Source organism: Rothia kristinae (assembly GCF_016028855.1).
In the GTDB taxonomy this organism is placed as follows: Bacteria; Actinomycetota; Actinomycetes; order Actinomycetales; family Micrococcaceae; genus Rothia; species Rothia kristinae.
This window is the reverse complement of sequence record NZ_CP065738.1, coordinates 1,140,724-1,163,652: the sequence shown is the minus strand read 5'-3', so window position 1 is coordinate 1,163,652 and position 22,929 is coordinate 1,140,724. Positions and strand designations below refer to the sequence as shown.

The window sequence follows — 22,929 nt, the reverse complement described above, 5'->3', positions numbered from 1 at the left end:
CTACGGGCGGGGGCCCGTCTCCGTCCCGGTCTCGGCCCGGGTCGTCACCAGGCGGGCGCAGGCGTAGGCGACCGCCACGGCCAGGACGATGGGCAGGAACGCGGAGGCCGGCTGATCGGTGAAGCCGATGGTCAGCAGGATCGCGGTCAGCGGGGCGTTCATGGACACCGCGAGGAAGGCGGCGGCCCCCAGCAGCGCCCACGGGGTCGGATCCGTTCCGGGCAGGGCCAGCGCCGCCAGATCCCCCAGCAGCGCACCGGCCACCGCGCCCAGAGAGAACCCGGGGGTCAGGGTGCCGCCCACCGCCCCCGCTCCCAGGGTGGCCAGGATCAGCAAGGCCTTGACCCCCAGCAGCACGGCGGCCGTGCCGGGGGCGCCGCCGTCGTAGGCCCACTGGGCCGCGGCCAGGCCGTTGCCCAGGGCCTGCGGCAGGGCCAGGGAGACCGCCCCGGTGAGCAGAAAGGCCAGCGGCAGACCGAGCAGCTGGCGCCAGCCGGTCAGGCGGCGGGACTGCACGCGCGCGACGACGCGGCGGAAGCCCAGCGCGGGCAGGGCCAGCACCAGCCCCACCGCCACGGCCGCCAGCAGCACCGGCCAGCTCCCCTCCAGGGCCTCGACCCGGTAGAAGGGCAGCGGGGAGACGGTCAGTCGGGCGACGATCGTCGCCAGGGCGCAGGTGCCCAGGGCCAGCACCGCGCAGTCCAGGGTGAAGGAGGCCAGCAGGATCTCCAGGGCAAAGCCCGCCCCGGCCAGGGGCACGTGGTACACCGCGGCCAGGCCCGCCGCCGCCCCGCAGGCCACCATGGTCCGCCGCTGCGCCGGGTCCAGCCCGAGGGCGTCCCCGATCCGCCCGGCGAACAGCGCGCCGATCTCCCGGGGAGCCACCTCCCGGCCGATCGAGGCCCCGCCGCCCACGGCGATCACCTGCGCGAAGGAGTTGACGATCCCGCGCAGCATCGGGGGTCGACGCCGCACCGGGGTGTCCCCGGCGACCATGCCCTTCACGGACTGCACCGGCGGCTGCGGGCGGCGCAGCAGCCACCACAGCAGGGAGACCACGGCCCCGACGATCAGCAGAGCCAAGACGCGCCGAGGGCCGTCCACCTCGGAGTACGGGTCCGTGTAGGGGCTCGCGGCGGTGCCGAAGCACAGGTGCTGCACCGCGTGCAGGGTCCAGGACATCGCCGCCCCACCGAGGCCGGAGGCGACGCCGATCAGCACCATGGCGAGCAGGAGGCGGGGGCGGAACACGGGGGCGGCGGACACGAGCGTCATCCTATCCGCCCCGACCCGCCCCACTCCTTCGCCGCGCGCCGACCGGCGGACCGCACGCACCGACGTCGACCCCGGACCACCCCCATGGTCTGCTGTGGCCTTGCTCACTATGCTCGGAGTCATACCGCCTCCCGGTGAGGCGGGGCCCCCGGCGCCGGGCCGGGCGGCCGAGCGGACATCGGATGAGGAGATGACCACGATGACCCAGCGGCACCAGCCCACCACACACCGACTGCCCACCGGCCGCCGACGCGCCGTCGCGATGACCGCGCTCGGCGTCGCCGCCCTGACCCTGAGCGGGTGCGGCTCGAGCGGGACCGACGCCGATTCCTCCCCGGCTCCCACCACCGCCGCCGCCAGCGCCGCGACCGGAGGGACGGCGTCGGGGACGACCTCCCCCGCGCCGAGCGGCGAGCCCACCGGGGCCACCGCGACGAGCAGCGCCCCGGCGGATGCGGCCCTGTCCTTCGACGGCACCGCACCCCTGCCGGTGACCGCGGACCAGCTCGGCGCCGCCGGCAGCCGCGGCTCCATGTCCCCCAACGGGCTGGGCAGCCCGGAGCAGACCCTGCGCACCGCCGACGGCGGCACCGCCCCGGACGGGACCTACCAGGTCTCCGTCGGGGATGGGCGCGAGGGCGCGACCGCCGAGGTGCAGGTCCGCGGCGGGGTGTTCTCCCTGGAGCAGGACGCCTTCTCCACCCTGCTCGCGGACAAGATGAACTACATGGTGCAGGTCCGGGGTCCGCTGGACGCGCAGGGCGGGGTCCCCGCCGAGCCGGAGATCCTCCTCGGCGCGGTGCAGTACCAGATGGGCAGCGACCTGCCCGGTCCCACCGGCAACGCCCGGAACATCACCGGGGTCCCGACGGTCCAACAGGGCTTCTCCGAGCTGCCGATGGGGCAGGTCGAGGGCGGGGCCGCGACCGGCCAGATGGACACCTCCGGGCTGAGCGTGCCGCGGGCCGGGTACGTGGACGCGGCCACCGGCCGGTGGATCTCCGGCACCATCCAGGGGCTGCGCTGGTCCACCACCGCCGACGGCGCCCCGGCCCTGACCGGGGAGGGACTGAAGCAGCTGCGCTCCGGGCGGTACACGTTCACCTACAGCGATGCCGCCGGGGCCCAGCACCACTTCTTCCTCTTCGTCACGGGCCAGGAGGCCGGGTCTCTGCGTAGCCCGCTGTACTCCCTTCCCTACGCCGGGCAGGGGTAGCCGAGGCCGGGCCGGCGGCCCGGGCGCCGCGGGACCAGGTTTCAGAGGAACCAGGGTTCAGAGGGAGAAGACCCAGACCGCCAGGGTCATGGTGGTCGCGGTGACCAGCACCAGGAAGATCAGGTTCAGCCAGAATCCGCCCTTGACCATCTGCCCGATGGTCACGTAGCCGGAGCCGTAGGCGATGGCGTTCGGCGGGGTGGCCACCGGCAGCATGAAGGCGCAGGTCGCGGCCAGAGCCACGGGGATCGCCAGCAGCATCGGCTCCAGGCCCATGCCCATCGCCACCCCGCCGGCGACGGGCAGGAAGGTGGCCGCCGTCGCGGTGTTGGAGGTCAGCTCGGTGAGGAACAGGACCAGGCAGGCCACCAGCGCCACGATCAGCACCACGGGGATCCCCTCCAGCCCGGCCGCCTTCTGCCCGATCCACTCGGTCAGCCCGGAGGAGGTGAACTGCCCAGACAGGGCCAGACCGCCGCCGAACAGCAGCAGCACGCCCCACGGCAGCTTGACCGCGGTGTCCCAGTCCAACAGGCGCACGCCCTTCTTCGCCCCGGCGGGCATCAGGAACAGCAGCACCCCCACCGCGATGGCGATGCCGGCGTCGGAGATCGACGCCTCCTTGCCCCAGATCAGCGGCACCCCGATCCACGCGGCGGCCGCGAGCACGAAGATCACCAGGACCCGCATCTCGCCGCGGCTCATGCGCCCCAGCTTCTGCATCTCGTGGCGGATCAGCTCCCGGCCCCCGGGGATCTCCTTGATCTCCGGACGGAACAGCACCTGGGTGAGCATGAACCAGCAGATCACCAGCCCGACGACGGCCAGCGGGACCCCGACCAGCATCCAGTGCCCGAAGCCGATCTCGATGCCGTGGGTGTCGGCCATGTAGCCGCGCAGCAGCGTGTTGGGCGGGGTGCCGATCAGGGTGGCCAGGGAGCCGATGGAGGCGGCGTAGGCGATGCCCAGCATCAGGGCGGTGCCGAAGTTGGACTTGATGATCTCCCGCTGCGCCTCGTCCTGGGGTTCGCCCGGCTCCCCGCCGAAGCCGGGCTCCTCCGCGGCCTGCCCCGAGTCCGCCTGCCCCTCGGCGTCGGCCGTCGAGGCCGAGGCCGTCTGCTCCTTGCCGATGTTCAGCACCAGGGTCAGCACGGAGACGCCGATGGGCAGCATCATCACGGCGGTGGCGGTGTTGGAGACCCACATGGACAGGAATCCGGTGGCGATCATGAAGCCGGCGACCATCGCGGAGGGCCTGGTGCCCATGACCTTCAGGGTCAGCAGCGCGATGCGCCGGTGCAGGTTCCACCGCTGCATGGCCAGGGCGAGGAGGAATCCGCCCATGAACAGGAAGATCACGTTGTTGCCGTAGGAGGCGCCGACGTCGTCGAACTTCACCCCGTCCTCGAAGATGGGGAACACGATGAGCGGGATCAGGGCGGTGGCGGGGATCGGCAGGGCCTCGGTCATCCACCACACGCCCATCAGCACGGCGACGGCGCCGGTCAGCCGCGCGGAGTCCGGCATCTGATCGGCGGGCAGCAGGAACCAGACCAGCACGGCGAGCACGGGCCCGCCGATCAGGCCGAGCAGGCGCTTGGTCCGCTCGCCGCGCTCCACGGCGGGGCTGCGCTGACCCCGGGAGAGCTGCACCTGGCCGATGGCCTGGGTGGGGTTCGGTTCGTAGCTGCGCAGGTGATCCCCGGTGACGTGCGGATGCTCCATGGCGGCGGACCTGGCCTTCCTCTCGACGCTGAGTGATCGGTGCCACCGACCCTAGCCGTCCCCCCGCCGTGTGACCCACTCGTGACGACGCCGCGCCGAGCCGCGACGGACGCTTCGGGGCGGGTAGCTGGGATCCGCGTCAGCCGATCCGCCAGCCCGGGGGCAGCGGGGCGCGCAGCTTGGCGAGCATCTCCTCGTATTCGGCCGCCGGGTCCGAGTCCGCGACGATCGCTCCGCCGGCGCCGATACTGGCCGTCGTCGCCTCCGGGTCCTCGCCGCGGGTCAGCACGAGGGTGCGGATCACGACGGCGAGGTCCGCCGTCCCGTCCGCGCCGATCCACCCGAGGGTCCCGGAGTAGATCCCGCGGGCCCGGCCCTCCAGCCGGTCGATGATCTCCAGGGTCCGCGGTTTGGGCGCCCCGGTCATGGACCCGGGCGGGAAGCACGCGGCCAGCAGGTCCGCCGCGGTGCGCCCGGGGCGCAGCCTCCCGCGCACGGTGGAGACCAGCTGGTGGACGCTGGCGTAGGTCTCCACCCCGAACAGCACCGGCACCCGGATGCTGCCCGGGCGGCAGACCCGGGAGAGGTCGTTGCGCATCAGGTCCGCGATCATGAGGTTCTCGGCCCGGGTTTTGGGGTCGGCGGCCAGGGCGCGGGCGCAATCCGCGTCGACCTGCGAGTCCGCGCTGCGGGCCGCGGTGCCCTTGATGGGCTTCGCCTCGCACCACCCGTCGGCCGCGACCCGCAGGAACCGCTCGGGTGAGGAGCACAGCACCGCGAAATCCCCGCCCCACAGGAAGGCCGCGTGCGGGGCCGGATTCGCCCGGCGCTGGGCGAGGTAGAGGCCCAGGGCCGTCGGCAGGCTCAGCGGTCCCGCCAGCGGTGCGTGCGTCTCGGCGGTGAGGCAGACCTCGTAGGAGTTCCCCTCGCGGATCTCGGCCAGCGCGGCGCGCACGGCGGTCTCGTACCCGGTGCGGTCCGGGGCGGGCAGGACGACGTCGGCCCAGCGGCCCAGGGCTGACGGTAAGGCCGCCTGCGGCTCTGCTCCATCGACGGCGTCGCGCACCGCATCGGCGATCCTCCGGACCCAGGCGGGGTCTCCGACGGCCCAAGCGCGCCCCGTGCGGTGGTCGACCAGGACGTGGCGGCGCACCCGCACCCACCAGGAGTCCGGGGTGGGCGCCGCGCGCGGGGGCCGGGAGTCTGCGCGGAAGTCCTCCAGATCCGCCGCGGCCTCGTACCCGAAGAACCCGACCTCTCCGCCGTGCAGGGCCGGAGCGTCCTCCGGCAGCCCCGGCACGGGCGCGGGAGGCTCCTGCGGGGCGGGTACGGCGAAGCCCGCTCCGGTGCGCAGATCCTCGGATGCCGCAGCACCCAGGGCGCTCCACCCCGATCCCGTGGCGGAGGTGTCCAGCCACCAGGCCACCCGCTCGACGTCGGCCGGGGAACCGGCGGGTGAGGGCCCACGGTCCAGGAGGATGATGGGCGCCAGCTCCTGCGCGCTCAGGCCCGTGGGCAGCTCATGCGCCCGGACGGCGTCGCTCACCGCCCGCGACCCGCCGCGATGGCGCGACCCTGCGGGGTCGGTTCCCCGCGGAGGACTGCGAAGACCCGCGGCGGGAAGGGGCGCGGTGCCATGGTTCCTCGCTTCCTGGGGGGTGGGTCGGGAGTCCCTGCGATCCTACCGACGGCTCGGCCGGGCCCGCGGGCATAGGCTGAAGCGCAGCACACATACTGCCGCTATCCACCACTTCAGGAGGAGCCCCCATGGCCTCGCTCTCCCGTCGCATCGTCCGCTCCGCAGCCGCCGCCGGCGCGGCCGGACTCGCAGGCCTGGCCGTGCGGGACGCCCTGCAGCCGCGCCACTCGATCCTGCGCACCTTCCCCCTCCTGGGCCATGCCCGCTTCGCGATGGAGCGGATCCGCCCGGAGATCCAGCAGTACTTCATCGAGAGCAGCTACGACGGTCGACCCTTCGACCGCGACACCCGCTCGATGATCTACCAGTACGCCAAGGGCCTGGGCGGGGAGCAGGCCTTCGGCACGGAGCGGAAGGTCCTCCAGCCGGGACAGGACTACCTGCGCCACACCATGTCCCCCGTGCCCGTGATGGAGGAGGAGCCGCGCCAGCGCCTGGGCGGACCGGACTGCACCCGACCGTACGAGATCTCCCTGTTCAACATCTCCTCGATGAGCTTCGGCGCCCTGTCCGCCAACGCCGTGCTGGCCATGAACAAGGGCGCCGCCCTGGGCGGGTTCTCCCAGGAGACCGGGGAGGGCGGGCTCAGCGAGTACCACCTGGAGCACGGGGCGGACATCATCTGGGAGTTCGGCTCCGGGTACTTCGGGTGCCGCACCGAGGAGGGACGCTTCGACGACGAGGTCTTCGCCCGCAAGGCCGCCCTGCCGCAGGTCAAGGGCGTGCTCATCAAGATCAGCCAGGGCGCCAAGCCCGGGATCGGCGGGGTGCTGCCGGCGTCGAAGGTGACGCGGAAGATCGCGGAGACCCGCGAGGTCCCGATGGGCCAGGACGTGATCTCCCCCGCCGCGCACCCCGAGTTCTCCACGCCGCGCGAGCTGCTGGAGTTCGTGGACCGGGTGCGACGCGGGGCCGACGGCAAGCCGGTGGGCATCAAATTCTGTGTGGGCTCGCGCATCGAGGTGCTCTCCCTGTGCAAGGCCATGCTGGACACCGGGATCACCCCGGACTGGATCACCGTGGACGGCTCCGAGGGCGGCACCGGCGCGGCACCGGTGGAGTACGAGGACTCCGTGGGGGTGCCGCTGACGGACGGGATCATCATCGTGCACAACGCCCTGGTGGGTGCCGGGCTGCGGGACCGAGTCGCGATCGGGGCGGCCGGGAAGGTGGTCGGCGGGGCCGACGTCGTGCGCCGGATCGCGCTGGGCGCGGACTTCACCAACTCCGCGCGCGGGATGATGATGGCCACCGGGTGCATCCAGGCGCAGCGGTGCAACACCAACCGCTGCCCCTCCGGGGTGGCCACGCAGGATCCGTGGCTCTCCCGCGGGGTGGACGTGGAGGACAAGGCCCAGCGGGTGCGGGCCTATCACGCGGGCGTGATGCGCTCGGCCCGGCGCATCCTCGCCTCGATGGGGCTGTCCGATTTCAAGGATCTGGGCCCGGAGCACGTGATGCACCGGATCGACTCCACCCACACGCAGTCCTACGAGGAGCTCTACGACTGGCTCGAGCCCCGTTCCCTGGTGGAGGGCACGGCCCCCGAGTTCTGGATGCGCCGCTGGGAGCGGGCGGATGCGGACAGCTTCGCGGTGCCCCGCCGCCACCACTCCCGCAGCTGAGCCCCCGGGATCCGGACCTGCGGGGCGCCGTCGTGCCCGGGCTCAGGCGAAGGCCGACTGGCCGGTGATGTCCCGCCCGACGATCAGCCGCTGGATGGACTCGGTGCCCTCGTAGGTGTGGATGCCCTCGATGTCCGCGACATGGCGCATCACGTGGTTCTCCAGCAGGATCCCGTTGCCGCCGAGCATGTCCCGGGCGGTGGCCGCGACCCGGCGGGCCCGGACCGTGTTGTGCACCTTGAACAGGCTGGCCTGCTGGTCCCGCAGGATCCCCTCGGTCTGCAGGCGGGCGATCTGCGCGCTCATCAGCTGCATGTCCGTGATGTCGGAGAGCATCTCCACCAGCCGCTCCTGGACCATCTGGAACTTCGCCAGCGGCTTGCCGAACTGCACGCGCTGGCGCGAATAGGCCAGGGCCGCCTCGAACACGGCGACGGCGTGGCCCAGCGCGGACCACCCCACCCCGACGCGGGTCTCCACGAGCACCGCGGAGACCTCCTTGAAGCGGGCGACCCCGGGCAGCAGGTTCGACGCCGGCACGCGCACCCCGTTCAGGGAGATGCGGGCCTGGTCGATCGCGCGCAGCGCGCCCTTGCCGGTGATCACCTCGGCCTCGTAGCCGGGAGTGTCCTGCGGGACGATGAAGCCGCGCACGTTCCCGTCCTCGTCTCGGGCCCAGACCACGGTGATGCCGCCCGCCGCGCCGTTGCCGATCCACTTCTTCTCCCCGGTGATGACGTACTCGTCGCCGTCGCGCACAGCACTGGTCTCCAGGGAGACGGAATCCGAGCCGTGCTCCGGCTCGGTCAGGGCGAAGGCGCCGCAGACCCGCCCGGTGACCAGGTCCTCCACGTAGCGCTGCTTCTGCTCCTCGGAGCCGAACAGGGCGATGGAGCGCAGGGCCAGCCCGCCCTGCACGGCCAGGGCGGTGGCCATGGAGCCGTCCCAGCGGGAGATCTCCATGTTCACGAGTCCGGCGCCCAGCGGGGAGAGCTTCCGGTGCCCGGGGATGTCCAGGCCGTCGGTGAGCAGGTCCGCCTCGCCCATCTTGGCGACCAGATCGAGGGGGTATTCGGCCTTCTGCCAGGCCTCATTCATCCGCGGCAGGATCTCCCGGCCGTAGGTGCGGGCAGCGCCCCAGGCCTCCCGGTCGGCGTCGGTGGCTCCGGCGAAGGCGCCGAGGTAGTCCAGGTCCTCGGGGGTCTCCAGGTCGTAGCGGGGTTCGGGGTTCACGGGCACGGGGCTCTCCTTCGAGGTGCTCGGCGGTGCAGGGTAGGCCGCATCACAGTCTAGTACCCGGTACCGACCGTTCCGTGTACCGGTCCGGCACGGAAGAGGTCCGCGACCGGCCCGCCCGCTGGTGAATATTCAGCGCGGGAGCGGCACCGTCGTCGTGCGTCGGAACTGAATATTCAGCGGGGTGGGTGGCACCGTCGTCGTGCGCCGCAGCTGAATATTCAGGCAGCGCCACGGGAGCTGAATATTCAGCGACTGCAGATTCCGTCCTCTACCCCAGGGGTTGACTATTCAAGTGGCGACACCCCGGACGTAGCATGGCCCCATGCGCGAACTCCAGCAGCAGATCATCGACGAGATGGGCGTGCGCCCGCAGATCGACCCCGCCGAGGAGATCGACCGGCGCGTCGGCTTCCTGTGCGAGTACCTGAGGCTCACCGGGGCCAAGGGCTTCGTCCTCGGCATCAGCGGCGGTATCGACTCCTCGCTGGCCGGCAGGCTCGCCCAGCTCGCCGTCGAGCGACTGGCCGCCGAGGGCACCGAGGCCGAGTTCGTCGCGGTGCGCCTGCCCTACCGCACCCAGGCCGACGAGGCCGACGCCCAGCGCGCCCTGGAGTTCATCCGCCCGCAGACCTCCCTGGTCTTCGACGTCGAACCGGCCACCACCGGCATCGAGCGGGTCTACCGCGCGGCTACCGGTGCGGACCTCACGGACTTCACCAAGGGCAACGTCAAGGCCCGCCAGCGCATGATCGCCCAGTACGCCATCGCCGGGGACCGGAGCCTGCTGGTGATCGGCACGGACCACGCCGCGGAGTCCGTCACCGGATTCTTCACCAAGTACGGCGACGGCGGGGCGGACATCCTCCCGCTGTTCGGGCTGGACAAGCGCCAGAACCAGGCCCTGCTGCGCGAGCTCGGCGCCCCCGAGGCCGTGTGGACCAAGAAGCCCACCGCGGATCTGCTGGATGCGACCCCCGGCCGGGAGGACGAGGATGAGCTGGGCATCACCTACGACGTCATCGACGACTACCTGGAGGGCCGCGAGGTGACCGCGGAGCAGGCCGAGGCCATCGAGCGCCGCTACCTCATCACCCGACACAAGCGCACCACCCCGGTCTCCCTGGTGGACCCGTGGTGGAAGAATGACCGGTAGGGAGCGGACCCGCTCCCCCTGACCCGAGTCGAGGAGCATCACCGTGATCCCCCGTTCGTCCACCACCATCCTGGTCACCGGAGTCCTGGCCGTGATCTTCGGCCTGGTCGCCCTGTTCTGGCCCGTGCACACCGCCATGGCCGTGGTCATGATCGTCGGGGCCTTCCTCGTGGTCGCCGGCATCGCCGAGGCCGTGTTCGCGGCCCGCTCCGGCCGGGGCATGCGCGCCTGGGGCCTGTGGTCCGGGATCCTCACCGCGCTCGTCGGCATCGTCGCCCTGTTCGCCCCGGCCGCCGGGGTCACCGCCGTCGTGTGGATCGTGGGCGTGTGGCTCATCGTGCGCGGTGTGCTCAGCCTGATGGCGGCCACCTCCACCCCGGGGCCCGGACGCGGCCTGGGCGTGCTCGTCGGGATCCTGTGGATCCTGCTCGCCCTGATCCTGCTGTTCAACCCCGTCGCCGGCGCCGGGGCCCTGAGCATCCTGCTCGGGGTGCTGGCCCTGTTCTCCGGGTTCGCGATGATCGCCGCCGGCCTCGTCTTCCGCCGCGTGGGCAACGGCCTGCGCCGGGCCGAGGCGCAGTTCCGCCAGCAGTACGGCACCGTAGACGGCACCACCCGGCGCACCCGCTCCCCGCTGGACACCGGCGACGTCATCGAGGGCGAGACCAAGTGAGCACCGCTCCCGCTCATCCCGGCGCCGTCGAGTTCCGCGCCGCCCGGGACCTCCTGCTCGAGCTGCGCGAGGATCTCGACGCCGCCCGGGAGGCCTTCCGCTGGCCGCGCCCGACGCACTTCAACTTCGCCCTGGACTGGTTCGACGCCGTCGCCGCGACCCCGGAGCGGGCCGAGCAGGAGGCCCTGGTGATCGTGGAGGAGGACGGGACCTCCCAGCGGATCACCTACCGGCAGATGTCCGAGCGCTCCTCCCGGGTGGCCGTGTGGCTGCGGCAGCTGGGTGTCGCCCGCGGGGACCGCATCCTGGTGATGCTGGACAACCAGGTGGAGCTGTGGGAGACGATGCTCGCCGGGACCAAGCTCGGGGCGGTCCTGCTGCCCACCACCACGATGCTCGGCCCCCGGGACCTGCAGGACCGGGTGGAGCGCGGGCAGGTGTCCTGGGTCGTGGTCGGCCCGGGCAGCGTCGGCAAGTTCGCCGAGGTCGACGGCGAGTTCACCGTCATCGAGACCGGCCCGGAGGCCGCCTCCCGCGTCACCTCCCCCGCCGGGGCCCACCCGCACGCCGCCTACGAGGACTCCCGGGTAGAGTCGGCGTGCCTGGAGATCCTGGAGCCGACGCGGGCCGAGGACCCGCTGCTGCTGTACTTCACCTCGGGGACCACCAGCAGGGCCAAGCTCGTGGAGCACTCCCACGCCTCGTACCCCATCGGGCACCTGTCCACGATGTACTGGATCGGGCTGCGCCCCGGGGACGTGCACCTGAACGTGGCCTCCCCCGGGTGGGGCAAGCACGCCTGGTCCAACTTCTTCGCCCCGTGGATCGCGGAGGCCACGGTGCTGGTGCACCACTACTCCCGCTTCGACGCCGCCGCGCTGATGGCCGTGATGGAGCGGGAGTCCGTGACGAGCTTCTGCGCCCCGCCGACGGTGTGGCGGATGCTGATCCGCGCGGACCTGACCCGGCTGCGCACCCCGCCCCGGGAGGCCGTCTCCGCCGGGGAGCCGCTGGATGCCCGGGTGATCACCCGGGTGCAGGAGGCCTGGGGCGTGGAGATCCGGGACGGCTTCGGGCAGACCGAGACCACCGTGCAGATCGCCAGCACCCCGGGGATGCCGCTGAAGGCCGGGGCGCTGGGCCGTCCCGCTCCGGGCTTCGACGTCGAGCTGCTGGACGCGTCCACCGGTCAGCTGATCACCGGGCCCGGGCAGGGGGAGGCCTGCCTGCGCACGGACCCGCGTCCGGTGGGCCTGATGACTGGCTACGTCGGGGACCCGGAGCGCACCGAGCGGACCCTGCGGGACGGGCTGTACCGCACCGGGGACGTGATGCGCCGGGACGAGGACGGGCTGTACACGTACGTGGGCCGGGACGATGACGTGTTCAAGGCCAGCGACTACAAGCTCTCCCCCTTCGAGCTGGAGGCCGTGGTGCTGGAGCACCCCGAGGTCGCGGAGGCCGCCGTCGTGCCCTCCCCGGACCCGGTGCGTCTGGCCGTGCCCAAGGTGTACGTGCTGCCGGCTGCCGACGCGCAGGCGGGGGCGCAGCTGGCCGAATCCGTGCTGGCGCACTGCCGTGAGCGCCTGGCCCCCTACGCCCGGATCCGCCGCCTGGAGTTCGCCGAGGCCCTGCCGCGCACCGTGTCCGGGAAGATCCGGCGCGTGGAGCTGCGCGAGCGCGAGCAGCGCCTGCACGGGCCCGACAGCGAGCGCACCCCGGCCCCGGGAGAGGCCGCCGAGTACGCGGAGGCCGACTTCCCCGGGCTGAGGAGACGCCGATGAGCACCGAGACCGCACGAGCCGCCGCCGAGCCGGGCGCACCCGATCCGCGCGCGAGCGACCCCCGCACCGCCACCGGGCGCACCCTCGGCTGGGGCATCGTCTCCACGGGGGCGATCGCCCGGAAGGTGACCCCGGACATCGCCCTGCTGGCCGACGCCCGCCTGGTGGGGGTCTCCTCCCGCACCGAGGAGTCCGCGCGCGCCTTCGCCGAGGAGCTCGGGGTGGGCCGGGCCTACGGCGGGCCGGACGGGATGGCGCGGATGCTGGCGGACCCGGAGGTGGAGATCGTCTACATCGCGACCCCGCACGGGCAGCACCACGAGCACATCACGGCGGCCCTCGAGGCCGGCAAGCACGTGGTGTGCGAGAAGGCCCTGACCATCACCGCGGCGCAGGCCCGCGACGTCGTCGAGCTGGCGGATCAACGGGGGCTGTTCCTCATGGAGGGGCTGTGGACCCGGTTCCTGCCGATCCGCGCGCGCATCGCCGAGGTGCTGGCCGCCGGGGAGATCGGCGCGCCGCGGTGGGCGCAGGTCGATCTGGGCTTCCGCGGCCCGGCCGACGTCGAGCACCGGCTGTGGCGCGAGGACGCCGGCGGCGGGGCCCTGCTGGACATGGGCTGCTACGGGCTGCACTGGCCCTGGCTGGCCTTCGGGGAGCCCACCGGATTCACCGCGAGCGCGATCAGGCGTGGGTCCGTGGACGCGCTGACCAGCATCACCGCGGCCTTCGACGACGCCCCGGGCGGGGCCGCCACCGCGCAGATCACCCTGTCCCTGGCCTCCCAGGGGCCGCGCCGGGCCGTGATCTCCGGGCAGGAGGGGGTGCTGGAGGTGGGCTCGCCGATGAACCGGCCGGTCTCCTTCACCGTCACGGACGCCTCCGGTGCCGTGCGCGAGGAGCGCGTGGAGACGGTGGGCCGCGGGTACGTCTACGAGATGCGCGAGGCCACCCGCTGCATCCAGCAGGGGCTCACCGAGTCCCCGGTGATGCCGTGGGCGGATTCGGTGCGGCAGATGGCCTGGCTGGATGCGATCCGCGAGCAGATCGGGGTGCGCTACCCCGGGCTGGAGTAGCGCACCCGCACGCGACGTCGGGTCCGGCCGCCGGGCATGTGATCGTCCGTTCGGGCGACGTCGGGCCCGGCTACTCCACGAGCTTGCCCTCCTGGGAAACCTCCCCGCCCATCAGCGCCCGGATCTCCTCCGGGACCGGCGGGATCTGCTCGCGGGTCACGGTCCCGTCCGCGGACCAGATCATGTTGACCCGCAGGGCCGGGTCCTGCTGCGGGTAGTCCGATCGGTTGTGGCAGCCGCGGGTCTCCCGCCGCTCCAGGGCGCACTGCAGGGTCGCCCGGGCGGCGAGGATCGAGGACTTCAGGTCGAAGGCGTGGGACAGCTCGGAGTACCCGGCCAGGTCCGGGTGCACCCCGATGTCCGCGGCGCGGCGCTCGACGTCGTCCAGCTCGGCCAGGCCCTGCCTGAGGCCCTGCTCGTCCCGGACCACCCCGCAGTGCTCGGTCATGATGTTGCGGATGTCCCGCTGCAGGGCGCGCACGTTCTGCTCGCCGTCGGCGGCCAGCAGCTCCCGCACCTCCCGGCGGGCCGCCTCGACGGCCTCGGGGCTGCGCCGCTGGACCCGCAGCCGCTCGGAGTAGCGGGCGGCGGCCTGCCCGGTGATCCTCCCGAAGACCAGCAGCTCGATCAGCGGGTTCCCGCCCAGCCGATTGGCCCCGTGCAGCCCGGAGGAGGCCTCCCCGATCGCGTACAGCCCCGGAACCCCGGTGCCGTGGTCCTCCGGGGCCACCCACACCCCGCCCATCGAGTAGTGCGCGGTGGGCGCGATCTCGATGGGCTCCTTGGTCACGTCCTTCATCTGCAGCTCCATGAGGGTCTGGTACACCCGCGGCAGCCGCTCCATGATGACCTCGCGCGGCAGGTGGGAGATGTCCAGCCACACCCCGCCGTTGGCGGTGCCGCGGCCCTCCTTGATCTCGGTGTACCCGGCCAGGGCCACCCGGTCCCGGGTGGACAGCTCCATCCGCTCGGCGTCGTAGCGGGCCATGTACCGCTCCCCCAGGCCGTTGCGCAGGATCCCACCCTTCCCGCGGGCCGCCTCGGAGACGAGGGTGCCGGCGTCGGCCTCCGGCTCCAGGATCCCGGAGGGTTGGAACTGCACCAGCTCGGCGTCGCGGATCTTCGCCCCGGCCTCCGCGGCCAGGCGGAAGGAGTCCCCGGTGTTCTCGTTGCGTCGGGAGGAGGTGCGCCGCCAGATGCGGTTGTGCCCGCCGGCGGCGAGGATCACGGCGTCGGCCTGGATGACGTAGCGCAGCCCGGTCTCCTGGTCGAAGCCGTAGGCGCCGAAGACCGCGCCGTCCTCGTTGACCAGCAGCCGGGTGATGTACACGGTGTCCAGGATGGGGATCTCCAGCTGCTCGGCCCGGTGGATCAGGGTCCGCTGGATCTCCAGGCCCGTGTAGTCCCCGGCGAAGGAGGTGCGCCGCCAGGTGTGCGCACCGAAGAACCGCTGGGAGATCCGGCCGTCCTCCTCCCGGGCGAAGTTCATGCCGTAGCGCTCCAGGTCCCGGATGCCCTGCTCCGCGCCCTGGGTGACGATCTGCACGATGTCCGGGTGGGCCAGCTCGTAGCTCTCCCGGATGGTGTCCGCGGCGTGCTGCTGCCAGGAGTCCTCCGGGTCCATCGTGGCCAGGGCCGCGTTGATGCCCCCGGCGGCCAGGGAGGTGTGGGCGTCGGCCTTGGGTCTCTTACCCACGGCCAGCACGTCCCGGCCCAGCTCGGACAGCTCGATGGCGGCGCGCAGCCCCGCGCCTCCCGTGCCGATGACGAGCACCTCGGTGCTGACGTGACGCTCCTGGGCAGCCTGGTCCATGCTCATGGCGAACTCCTTCGTTCGGGGGTGGTGGGTTGGGGGTGGTTTCGGGCGTGGGCCGCAGCGTCGGCGGCGACGGCGCGCGGGCCCGGGGTGCCGTCGGGGCTGGTGGTGGGGGTCTGGAGGCGGGGTGGGGGCGGGTTCCTGGTCCCGGGGCCCGGGTTCCGGGTCCTGGTTCCTGATTCCGGGGTCCGGGTTCCGGGTGGAAGGGGCCTGCGGATCACCTGGGGCTGCCGGTCAGAACACGTCGGCGTGGTGCAGGTGCAGCCGGGTGTGGCGGTGGATCAGGTCCTGGCACAGACCGGTGACCTCGGGCCAGTCGCTGCCGCCCACCCAGATCAGCTCGGGGCCGGGGTCGTCGGATCCCTCGGCGGGGACCCATTCGGCGACCCAGGCGGTCACGGCGTCGATGAGTCTGGCGCCGGGCTGCGGCGTCGGGCTCTGGGCGCTTTCCCGCACGAGCCAGTGCACGGCGAGTCCGGCGGGGACCTCGAGCTCCTCGATGTGGGCGAGTTCCCGGACCTCCACGAGCACCTGCCCGTGCACCCACGGCGGCAGCTGGCGGATCAGCTCCGCCATGAGGTCGATGTCGGAGCGGTTGCCGGCCAGCAGGACCGGTGCCTCATGCTGCATGGGGTTCCTCATCGACGGGGACATCACACCGCAACGGTAGTGCGAACTTCACGCTTAGGCAAGCCTTGCCTAACTTACTGACGAAGTGTCGGAGCTGAGGGGAGGGTGCCGCGCCCCGTGCGACCCTTCCCCTGCCTCTGACGCCTCCGGCCTCCCGCCTCCCGCGAGACGGCGCATCCGTTCCCGCCCCTTCCCGCGAGACGGCGCTCTCGTTCCCAAAAACATGGAATCCGGGAACGAATGCGCCGGGTCGGCGAGGGAGGTGCCGCGGGAGAGAACGTCCGCGCCGAGTCATCACTTTCGTCGAGGCAGGCTCCGCGAGTCATCACTTTCGACCGGAAATCCGCGGTTTTTCGGTCGAAAGTGATGACTCGACGCTCGGGGGCGGGATCAGCGGAGGATGAGCACCAGTACGACGACGACCGCGAGCACCAGCACCGCGATCGTGCCGAACAGCGCCCCGCGGCCTTCGGACTCCCGACGCTGCACGTTGGGCCCGGTCATGAACTCGCTGCCGCTGGACCCGTCCAGGAAGTCGTAGGCGTTGTGCCCGGCGTTCTCGCGCGGGGTCTCCTGCGGTGGCCGGTGGCCTTCGTCGCTGTGGTGACGGCGGGATTCTGCGGACATCTTGGCTCTCCTCGATTCATCGGGGGGCTAGGCTCCCACACTAGCAACCGGTGTGTTCCGGATGACGTTCACCTATGCGGCACCCCGCGCCACCCGTCGAAACCGCACGGTCACCCCGATGCCCCCCGTACCGACGCCGCCGCCCTCCGCGACCCGGCGCATCCGTTCCCAGCCCCTTCCGCGAGGCGGCGCATCCGTTCCCGAAAACGCGGAATCCGGGAACGAAAACGCCGGGTCAGCGAAGTGGTGGCCGCAAGAGGGAACGAATGCGCCGGGTCGGCGTCGGCGGACGGGCGGCCCGGACCGGCCCGTCCTATCCGGACCACCCCCGCCCCGGTCACCGGTCCTCGAAGCGGGGCTTGCGCTTCTCGGCGAAGGCGGCCATGCCCTCCTTCTGGTCCCGGGTGGAGAACAGCGCGTGGAAGGCCCGGCGCTCGAAGAGCAGGCCCTGTTCCAGGGGCATCTCGAAGGCCGCGGCCACCGCTTCCTTGGCGATCATCGTCGCCGGGCGGGACTGGGCCGCGATCGTGCGAGCCACCTCGAGGGCGGTGTCCAGGACGGCGTCGTCGGGCACCAGGCGGGAGACCAGACCGGCCCGCTCCGCCTCCGCCGCGTCCATCATCCGGCCGGTCAGCACCATGTCCATGGCCTTGGCCTTGCCCACCGCGCGGGTCAGCCGCTGGGAGCCGCCCATCCCCGGGATCACGCCCAGGGTGATCTCCGGCTGCCCGAACCGCGCGCCTTCCCCGGCCACCAGGACGTCGCACATCATCGCCAGCTCGCACCCGCCGCCCAGGGCGTAGCCGTTCACCGCGGCCACCACCGGCAGACGCACCCCGGCGAAGCGCCGCCACCGGGAGAACCAGTCCGCGGCCAGCATCTCGGGGTAGCTCCTGCCCGCCATCTCCTTGATGTCCGCCCCGGCGGCGAAGGCCTTCTCCGACCCGGTCAGCACGATCACCCGCACCTGCGGGTCCGCCTCCCACGCCTCGGCGGACTCCACCACCGCGTCCATCACTTCTGCGTTCAGCGCGTTCAGCGCCTTCGGCCGGTTCAGCCGCAGCAGCCCGACGCCGTCGCGCACCTCGGTCAGCACCACCGGCTCCGCCGTCTGCTCCCGTTTCCCGCTCATCTCCAGCTCCTCGCTCATCTCCGGTTCATCCTCCGTCGCGGCGCCGCTGTGACCCGGCGGCTCACCGGGCCCGCCTCACCGAGCCCGCCTCACCGACCCTCAGGCTCCCTCGGCCGGCTCCTCCGGGGCCTCCTCCAGCCCCAGGTCCGCCTGGCCCGGCACCGGGGCGAAGAACCCCAGCACCGCCTCGCGGGTGGCCTCCTCCAGGGTGGCCGGCTCCCACCGGGGGTTCCTGTCCTTGTCCACCACCTGGGCGCGGATGCCCTCGGCCATGTCGTGGCCCAGGATCGCGTGCCCGCTGGTGCGGAAATCCTGGTCCAGGGTCGCCGCGATGCTCATCTCCCGGGCCCGGCGCAGCGCCTCCAGGGCCGTCTTCATCCCGGTGGGGCTGTTGCGGCGGATCGCCGCGAGCGCCTGGGCCGCCAGCTCATCCTCCGGCACCTGCTCCACCCGGCGGATCAGCCCGTCCCGGATCTGCTCCACGGTCTCCCCGGCGAAGACCTCGTCCACCCACACCCGGGCCTCCTCCAGCCCGGAGACCGGCGGCTCGACGGCGAAGCCCTCGACGACGTCGGCCACCCGCTCCGGATCCGCCACCGACTCCAGGGCGCGGGCCAGCTCCGCCAGCCTCTCCTCCGGCACGTACGCATCGGCCAGCCCGAGGTACAGGGCGTCCGCGGCGTCCCCGTGCCGCCCGGTCAGGGCGAACAGCTCCCCCGTGCGCCCCGGCGCCTGGCCCAGATGCCAGCTGCCGGCCACGTCCGGGGAGAAGCCGATTCCGGTCTCCGGCATCCCGATCCGTGTGGTCTCGGTGACCACCCGCACCTGCGCGGGCACGGATACCCCGACGCCGCCGCCGAGCACCAGCCCGCTCATGAACGCCACCACCGGCTGGGGGTGCTCGGCGATGCGCAGATCCAAGGCGTATTCGGCGCGGAAGAACGCGAAACCCTGCTCCGGGTCCTCGGTGCACGCCCGGTGCAGGGCCCGGATGTCCCCGCCCGCGCACAATCCGCGCTCCCCCGCTCCGCGCAGCAGCACCGCGCGCACCGCGTCATCCCGTTCGAAGGCGTCCAGGGCGGCGTCGGTGCGGCGGATCATCTCCGTGTCCATCGCGTTGACGGCCCGGGGGCGGTTCAGGGTGATGACGCCCAGATGCCCCCGCGTCTCGACGAGGACGGTGGGCTCGGTCTCCGGTGCGCTCTGCGGTGCGGTGGTGCTCATCGACTGCGGTTTCCCTTCCCGATGCTCTGTGCGGTGGTGGATGGTTCGAGGCGCGGCCGCTCAGCCCTCGCGCTGGCGTCTGGACGCGGCGGCCGCGGCCTTGCCCTGCGCGGCGATCTCCGCCCAGTCGGCCCCGGACAGGGCCGTCAGCGGGGAGAAGGTGGAGGGCCCGGCGAGCATCTGCGCCCCGTCCATGACGATGTTCTGCCCCGTCAGGTACTCGCAGGCGTCGGACAGCAGGAAGATCACCAGATTCGCCAGCTCCGCCACGGTGCCCGCGCGCCCGGCCGGCACGGCGTCCAGATCCGTCATGTCCCCGCGCACCCGCCGCCCCGAGCCCAGCACCACGGAGGTGTACTCGGTGGGGATGGCCCCCGGGGAGACGGCGTTCAGGCGGATCCCGTGCCGGGCCCACTCCACCGCCAGGGACCTGGTCATCGCGAGCACCGCGGACTTCGCCATCGCGCTGGGCACCACGAAGGCCGACCCGGTGTGCACCCAGGAGACCAGGGTGGACAGGACGGCCCCGGGCAGCCCCTGCTCGATCCACCGGCGCCCGACGGCGTGGGTCACGTGGTAGGAGCCCTTCATCACCGTATCCGTGATGGCCGCGAAGCCGCGCGGGGAGAGCTTCTCCGTGGGGGAGATGAAGTTGCCGGCGGCGTTGTTGATCGCCCCCGTCAGCGGGCCGTGCTCCTCCCAGATCCGCTGCACCGCGGCCTCCACGGCCTCGGCGTCGCGCACGTCCACGGACTGGAAGGTCACGACGCCGGGGTGCGGCCGGTCCGCGATCTCCTGCGCGATCTGCTGGGCGGCGTCGGCCAGCACGGGCTCCCGGCGGCCCCAGATCTGCACGTGCGCGCCGTGTGCGGCCAGCTGCTCGGCCACACCGCGGCCCAGGCCGGTGCCGCCGCCGGTGAGCAGGATGCGCTGCCCGGCCAGCAGGTCCGCCCGGTAGGGCGAGGGCGGGCCAAGCGCGTCAGCAGCGCGGGCTGAGGGTGCGGCGGCGGATTCGGTCACGGTGGGGCTCCTTCCAGCGGCTCGCCCCGACGGCGCTGCCGGGGCGGCAGGCGAGCCCGCCCACGGCGTGCCGCCCATCACAGCCACCCTACCGGGGACGGCGGAAGATCGCCCCCTCCTGCGGGTGCAGGGTCACGCGCCGCGGGGCCGGCTCCCCCGCGGCATCCACCAGCCCGGCGGGGACCCGGACCCTGGCCCGCCGAGCCCCCGCCCGGAAGTTCACGGCGGCCCAGCCCTGTTCGAAGCGGCGGGACCACACGGCATCGCGCCGATGCCCGCGCCCCACCGCGGCCCCCAGCTCCCAGTGCTGCTCCGGCAGGAACGGCGCACCGGAGTAGTCGTCATGGGCGGTCGCGGTCACGGCCGTGCGCCCGCCCCCGCCGAAGACCCACAGTGCGGCGACGGCGTAGCGCAGCCGCGCGGCATCCTCCCGCCCGGCGGCCGGCACCCGGGCGATGCACAGCCGGTCCCCGCGCAGCGGCGGGATCTGCGCCTGCACCGTGGGCGGGTCGAAGAAGTCCTCCGGGGACCACCCCAGCCACACCTCCTCGAAGCCCCCGCCGTAGGCGCTGTGCCGCTCCCACCGCCCCTCCTCCCGCCGCGACTCGGCGATGTTGGGCACCAGCAGCCGTCCGATCCCGTTGAGCGCGGCCCCCGCCTCCTCCACCAGGGTCTGCACCCCGGCCCGGATCTGCGCCATCGTCTCCACATCGCGCAGGGGCAGGCCCAGACCGTAGTAGTCATCGAACACGTCGTTGTCCGCCATGACGCCGTGGAAGGGGGAGCCGCGCATCTCCTCGACCACGTTGCGCACCCACCGGCGGCGATAGGACGGGTCCCAGACCCGCATCTGCCAGTGCCCGCCGTAGCCGTTCCACTGGATGCGCGAGCCATCCCGCCGACGGGCGAACCACGCGCCCTCCCGCTCGGCTTCGGCCTCCCGGCGGGAGACCCCGGAGCTGAAGACCGGGCCCGGTTCGTAATCGCGAACCGAGGACAGGCATTTGTAGCTCAGCAGCAGGGTCCCCGGGCTGCGCTCCCGCAGGTACGCGGCGGCCCCCGTCTCCCAGGGCTGCAGGATCGCCACCGCGTAGCGTCCGACGGCGGCCTCCAGCTGCTCCCGGGGGATCGGGCCGCCGTAGCGGACCCACGCCGCTCGGGAGCCGGGCCCAGGCCCGGGATCCACCGCGTCGGGGCGGAACCGCCCCGGAGGGAAGGCCGGAGGGAACTGCCCCGGGTGGCCGGCGGGCGCGCCCCTCGCCTCCCCCCTCCCCGGGTTCACCGGATCTCCAGGGCCCGGCGGGCCCGCTGGCCGCTGAGCTCACCGGAGAGGACCCGCTGCTCCACGGACGGGAACCCGCCCAGCTCCCGATAGAGGTCGTTGTACCGGGCCATGACGTCCGACAGCTGGAAGAATCCCTCCACGCGTCCCCGGGCGCTGGCCGCGAGACGGGCGTACCGCGCCGGATCCGAGATCACCCCGGCCACCGCATCGGCCAGCATCGGCGCGTCCCCGGGCCGGGTGAGCACCCCGCACCCCTGCCAGGTGCGACCGTCCGGGTGGGTCAGCTCGTCGTCGATCAGCTGGGACATCCCGCCGACGTCGGAGCCGATCACGGGGATGCCCGCGCTCATCGCCTCCAGCGCCACCACAGGCTGGCCTTCGTTGTAGGAGGGCATCAGCAGCAGGTCGTAACGGCCCAGCTGCGCCCGCACGTCCACGGTGCCGCGGAAGCTCACCCACCGCTCCAGGTGCAGCTCCTCGATCTTCTGCCGGCACAGCTCGTAGTACTCCGGCACGTGATCCGTGGGCCCCAGCACATCCAGGGTGAAGTCCTCCACCCCGCGGGAGATCAGCAGGTGCAGGGCATCCAGCAGGTCCGCGAGCCCCTTGATGGGCACCACGCGGGCGATGAACACCAGCTTCCAGGTGCGTCGGGCGGCCCCCTCCGGGGTCAGGGCAGCGATCCGCTGCGTCTCCTCCAGGCGCAGGGCGTACTGCTCGTTGAACTCGGAGAGCACCGTCCCGTTGGGCAGGATGCTCACCCGCCCGGGGTCATCCACCGGAGCATCCAGTCCCCGCGCCTCCTCCAGCGCCTTGGGGTACAGGTAGGTGATGCGATCCGTGCTCGGATAGCAGAACCGGCCCATCTCGATCCACCAGGCCATCCACGCCCGCTGCACGGGCGTGACCGCCTCGAAGTCCCGGTAGTCCCCGGTGCGCACCGGCAGGGCCATGTTCCGGCCCAGGAGGGTGTTGACGGTGTCGCGCACGTAGAGGTTGTGCTCGGTGAGCAGGAACGCGGCGTCGTGGTCCCGGGCCGCGGCCGCCGCGACCAGCGACGCGTACCCGGTGGTGTGCGCGTGGTATACCCGAGCCCGCGGCATCGTCTCGGCCAGCAGCGCATAGAGGATGGACATGAAGTCCCGCACCAGCCAGAACGTCTCGGACAGGGACAGACCCAGCCCGGACAGCCGCTCGCGCACCGCCGTCATGAACTCCTGCGTGCCCAGCACCCGCCAGGCCTCCATGGTGCGGGTGCGCGGGTTGAATCCGGCGTCGTAGAGCCGCCACAGCGGCTCCGGGTCCCCCGTGCGCGCCAGCGTCCGGATCCCGTCGAAGAACCAGCCGGAGACCCGCCGACGCTGCCCCCGGTCCATCCCGACGGCGCGCGCTCCCGCGGCTTTGAAGTCCTGCGCATGCTCCTCCATGGACAGGTGGATCAGCCGCACCCACCGCACGTTCTCCGGCATCCCGTACAGGTCCTCGCTCGGGGCGGCGGAGTCCCAGGCGATGTGGATGATCCCGTAGGAGATGTCCGGATTCATGGTGACGATGTCATGCACCACCGCCGAGACCCCGCCCTTCAGGAAGGGGTAGGTCGATTCCATGATGATGGCGACGTCCACATCCTCGCAGTCCTCGCTCGACGTGTGCACGCGCGGCTGCCTCGGTGTTCCAGTCTGCATATCCGTCCCCCAGACGATGATTGATGTGCGGCCCCCAGCGGGCCG

At 72.6% G+C, this 22,929-nt stretch carries 18 protein-coding genes; 6 read left to right on the top strand and 12 right to left on the bottom strand.

Annotated elements, in window-relative coordinates:
• Complete coding sequence (locus I6G21_RS05185) at positions 1-1,266, bottom strand: chloride channel protein (RefSeq protein WP_058753771.1); 1,266 nt, start codon at positions 1,264-1,266, stop codon at positions 1-3.
• A 199-nt stretch (positions 1,267-1,465) separates the two neighbouring features.
• Here I6G21_RS05185 and I6G21_RS05180 point away from each other — a divergent pair, with 199 nt between their 5' ends.
• On the top strand, positions 1,466-2,491 hold the full coding sequence (locus I6G21_RS05180) for a hypothetical protein (protein ID WP_197939467.1): 1,026 nt from the start codon (positions 1,466-1,468) through the stop codon (positions 2,489-2,491).
• Between the two features lie 57 nt (positions 2,492-2,548).
• Here I6G21_RS05180 and I6G21_RS05175 read toward each other — a convergent pair whose 3' ends face one another.
• Positions 2,549-4,216 (bottom strand): SLC13 family permease, encoded by a 1,668-nt coding sequence (locus I6G21_RS05175; protein ID WP_064725000.1) that lies wholly within the window; start codon positions 4,214-4,216, stop codon positions 2,549-2,551.
• 139 nt (positions 4,217-4,355) lie between these two features.
• Complete coding sequence (locus tag I6G21_RS05170; protein WP_064725001.1) at positions 4,356-5,762, bottom strand: anthranilate synthase component I family protein; 1,407 nt, start codon at positions 5,760-5,762, stop codon at positions 4,356-4,358.
• Positions 5,763-5,983: 221 nt separating this feature from the next.
• Between I6G21_RS05170 and I6G21_RS05165 the strand changes: the two genes are divergently transcribed.
• Entirely contained in the window at positions 5,984-7,540 is a 1,557-nt protein-coding gene (locus tag I6G21_RS05165) for an FMN-binding glutamate synthase family protein (protein WP_058730612.1), read from the top strand.
• Between the two features lie 42 nt (positions 7,541-7,582).
• On the opposite strand, the gene I6G21_RS05160 is transcribed toward I6G21_RS05165, so the two are convergent.
• On the bottom strand, positions 7,583-8,779 hold the full coding sequence (locus I6G21_RS05160; RefSeq protein WP_058730613.1) for an acyl-CoA dehydrogenase family protein: 1,197 nt from the start codon (positions 8,777-8,779) through the stop codon (positions 7,583-7,585).
• Between the two features lie 322 nt (positions 8,780-9,101).
• On the opposite strand from I6G21_RS05160, the gene nadE reads away from it, so the two are divergent.
• From nadE to I6G21_RS05140, 4 genes are read left to right on the top strand one after another with little or no spacing between them, the layout of a single operon-like run.
• The gene (nadE, locus tag I6G21_RS05155) at positions 9,102-9,932 is read left to right on the top strand and encodes an ammonia-dependent NAD(+) synthetase (protein ID WP_058730614.1); all 831 of its coding nucleotides are present in this window, start codon (positions 9,102-9,104) and stop codon (positions 9,930-9,932) included.
• A gap of 43 nt (positions 9,933-9,975) precedes the next feature.
• Entirely contained in the window at positions 9,976-10,605 is a 630-nt protein-coding gene (locus I6G21_RS05150; protein WP_064725003.1) for an HdeD family acid-resistance protein, read from the top strand.
• Complete coding sequence (locus tag I6G21_RS05145) at positions 10,602-12,389, top strand: AMP-binding protein (RefSeq protein ID WP_129357967.1); 1,788 nt, start codon at positions 10,602-10,604, stop codon at positions 12,387-12,389. Before I6G21_RS05150 ends, I6G21_RS05145 begins: the two co-directional genes overlap by 4 nt.
• On the top strand, positions 12,386-13,465 hold the full coding sequence (locus I6G21_RS05140; protein ID WP_064725005.1) for a Gfo/Idh/MocA family protein: 1,080 nt from the start codon (positions 12,386-12,388) through the stop codon (positions 13,463-13,465). The genes I6G21_RS05145 and I6G21_RS05140 overlap by 4 nt, the downstream gene beginning before the upstream one ends.
• Positions 13,466-13,535: 70 nt before the next feature.
• Here the strand turns inward: I6G21_RS05140 and I6G21_RS05135 are convergent, their stop codons facing one another.
• The 8 genes from I6G21_RS05135 to pelF form a co-directional block, all read right to left on the bottom strand.
• Positions 13,536-15,284 (bottom strand): L-aspartate oxidase, encoded by a 1,749-nt coding sequence (locus I6G21_RS05135; RefSeq protein WP_232238569.1) that lies wholly within the window; start codon positions 15,282-15,284, stop codon positions 13,536-13,538.
• A gap of 231 nt (positions 15,285-15,515) precedes the next feature.
• Complete coding sequence (locus I6G21_RS05130; protein WP_165870002.1) at positions 15,516-15,911, bottom strand: SIP domain-containing protein; 396 nt, start codon at positions 15,909-15,911, stop codon at positions 15,516-15,518.
• Between the two features lie 390 nt (positions 15,912-16,301).
• Positions 16,302-16,538, bottom strand: a complete 237-nt coding sequence (locus I6G21_RS05125) for a hypothetical protein (RefSeq protein WP_058731071.1) — start codon at positions 16,536-16,538, stop codon at positions 16,302-16,304.
• A gap of 337 nt (positions 16,539-16,875) precedes the next feature.
• Positions 16,876-17,670, bottom strand: coding sequence for an enoyl-CoA hydratase (locus I6G21_RS05120; protein WP_129357988.1), 795 nt, complete (start codon positions 17,668-17,670; stop codon positions 16,876-16,878).
• Positions 17,671-17,769: 99 nt separating this feature from the next.
• Positions 17,770-18,894 (bottom strand): 3-hydroxyisobutyryl-CoA hydrolase, encoded by a 1,125-nt coding sequence (locus I6G21_RS05115; RefSeq protein ID WP_129357969.1) that lies wholly within the window; start codon positions 18,892-18,894, stop codon positions 17,770-17,772.
• Positions 18,895-18,954: 60 nt separating this feature from the next.
• Positions 18,955-19,914, bottom strand: coding sequence for an SDR family oxidoreductase (locus I6G21_RS05110; protein WP_197939466.1), 960 nt, complete (start codon positions 19,912-19,914; stop codon positions 18,955-18,957).
• Between the two features lie 88 nt (positions 19,915-20,002).
• Positions 20,003-21,100 (bottom strand): putative glycoside hydrolase, encoded by a 1,098-nt coding sequence (locus I6G21_RS05105; protein WP_058743426.1) that lies wholly within the window; start codon positions 21,098-21,100, stop codon positions 20,003-20,005.
• 92 nt (positions 21,101-21,192) lie between these two features.
• Positions 21,193-22,854, bottom strand: coding sequence for a GT4 family glycosyltransferase PelF (gene pelF / locus I6G21_RS05100; protein WP_224799766.1), 1,662 nt, complete (start codon positions 22,852-22,854; stop codon positions 21,193-21,195).
• Between the last annotated feature and the right edge of the window lie 75 nt (positions 22,855-22,929).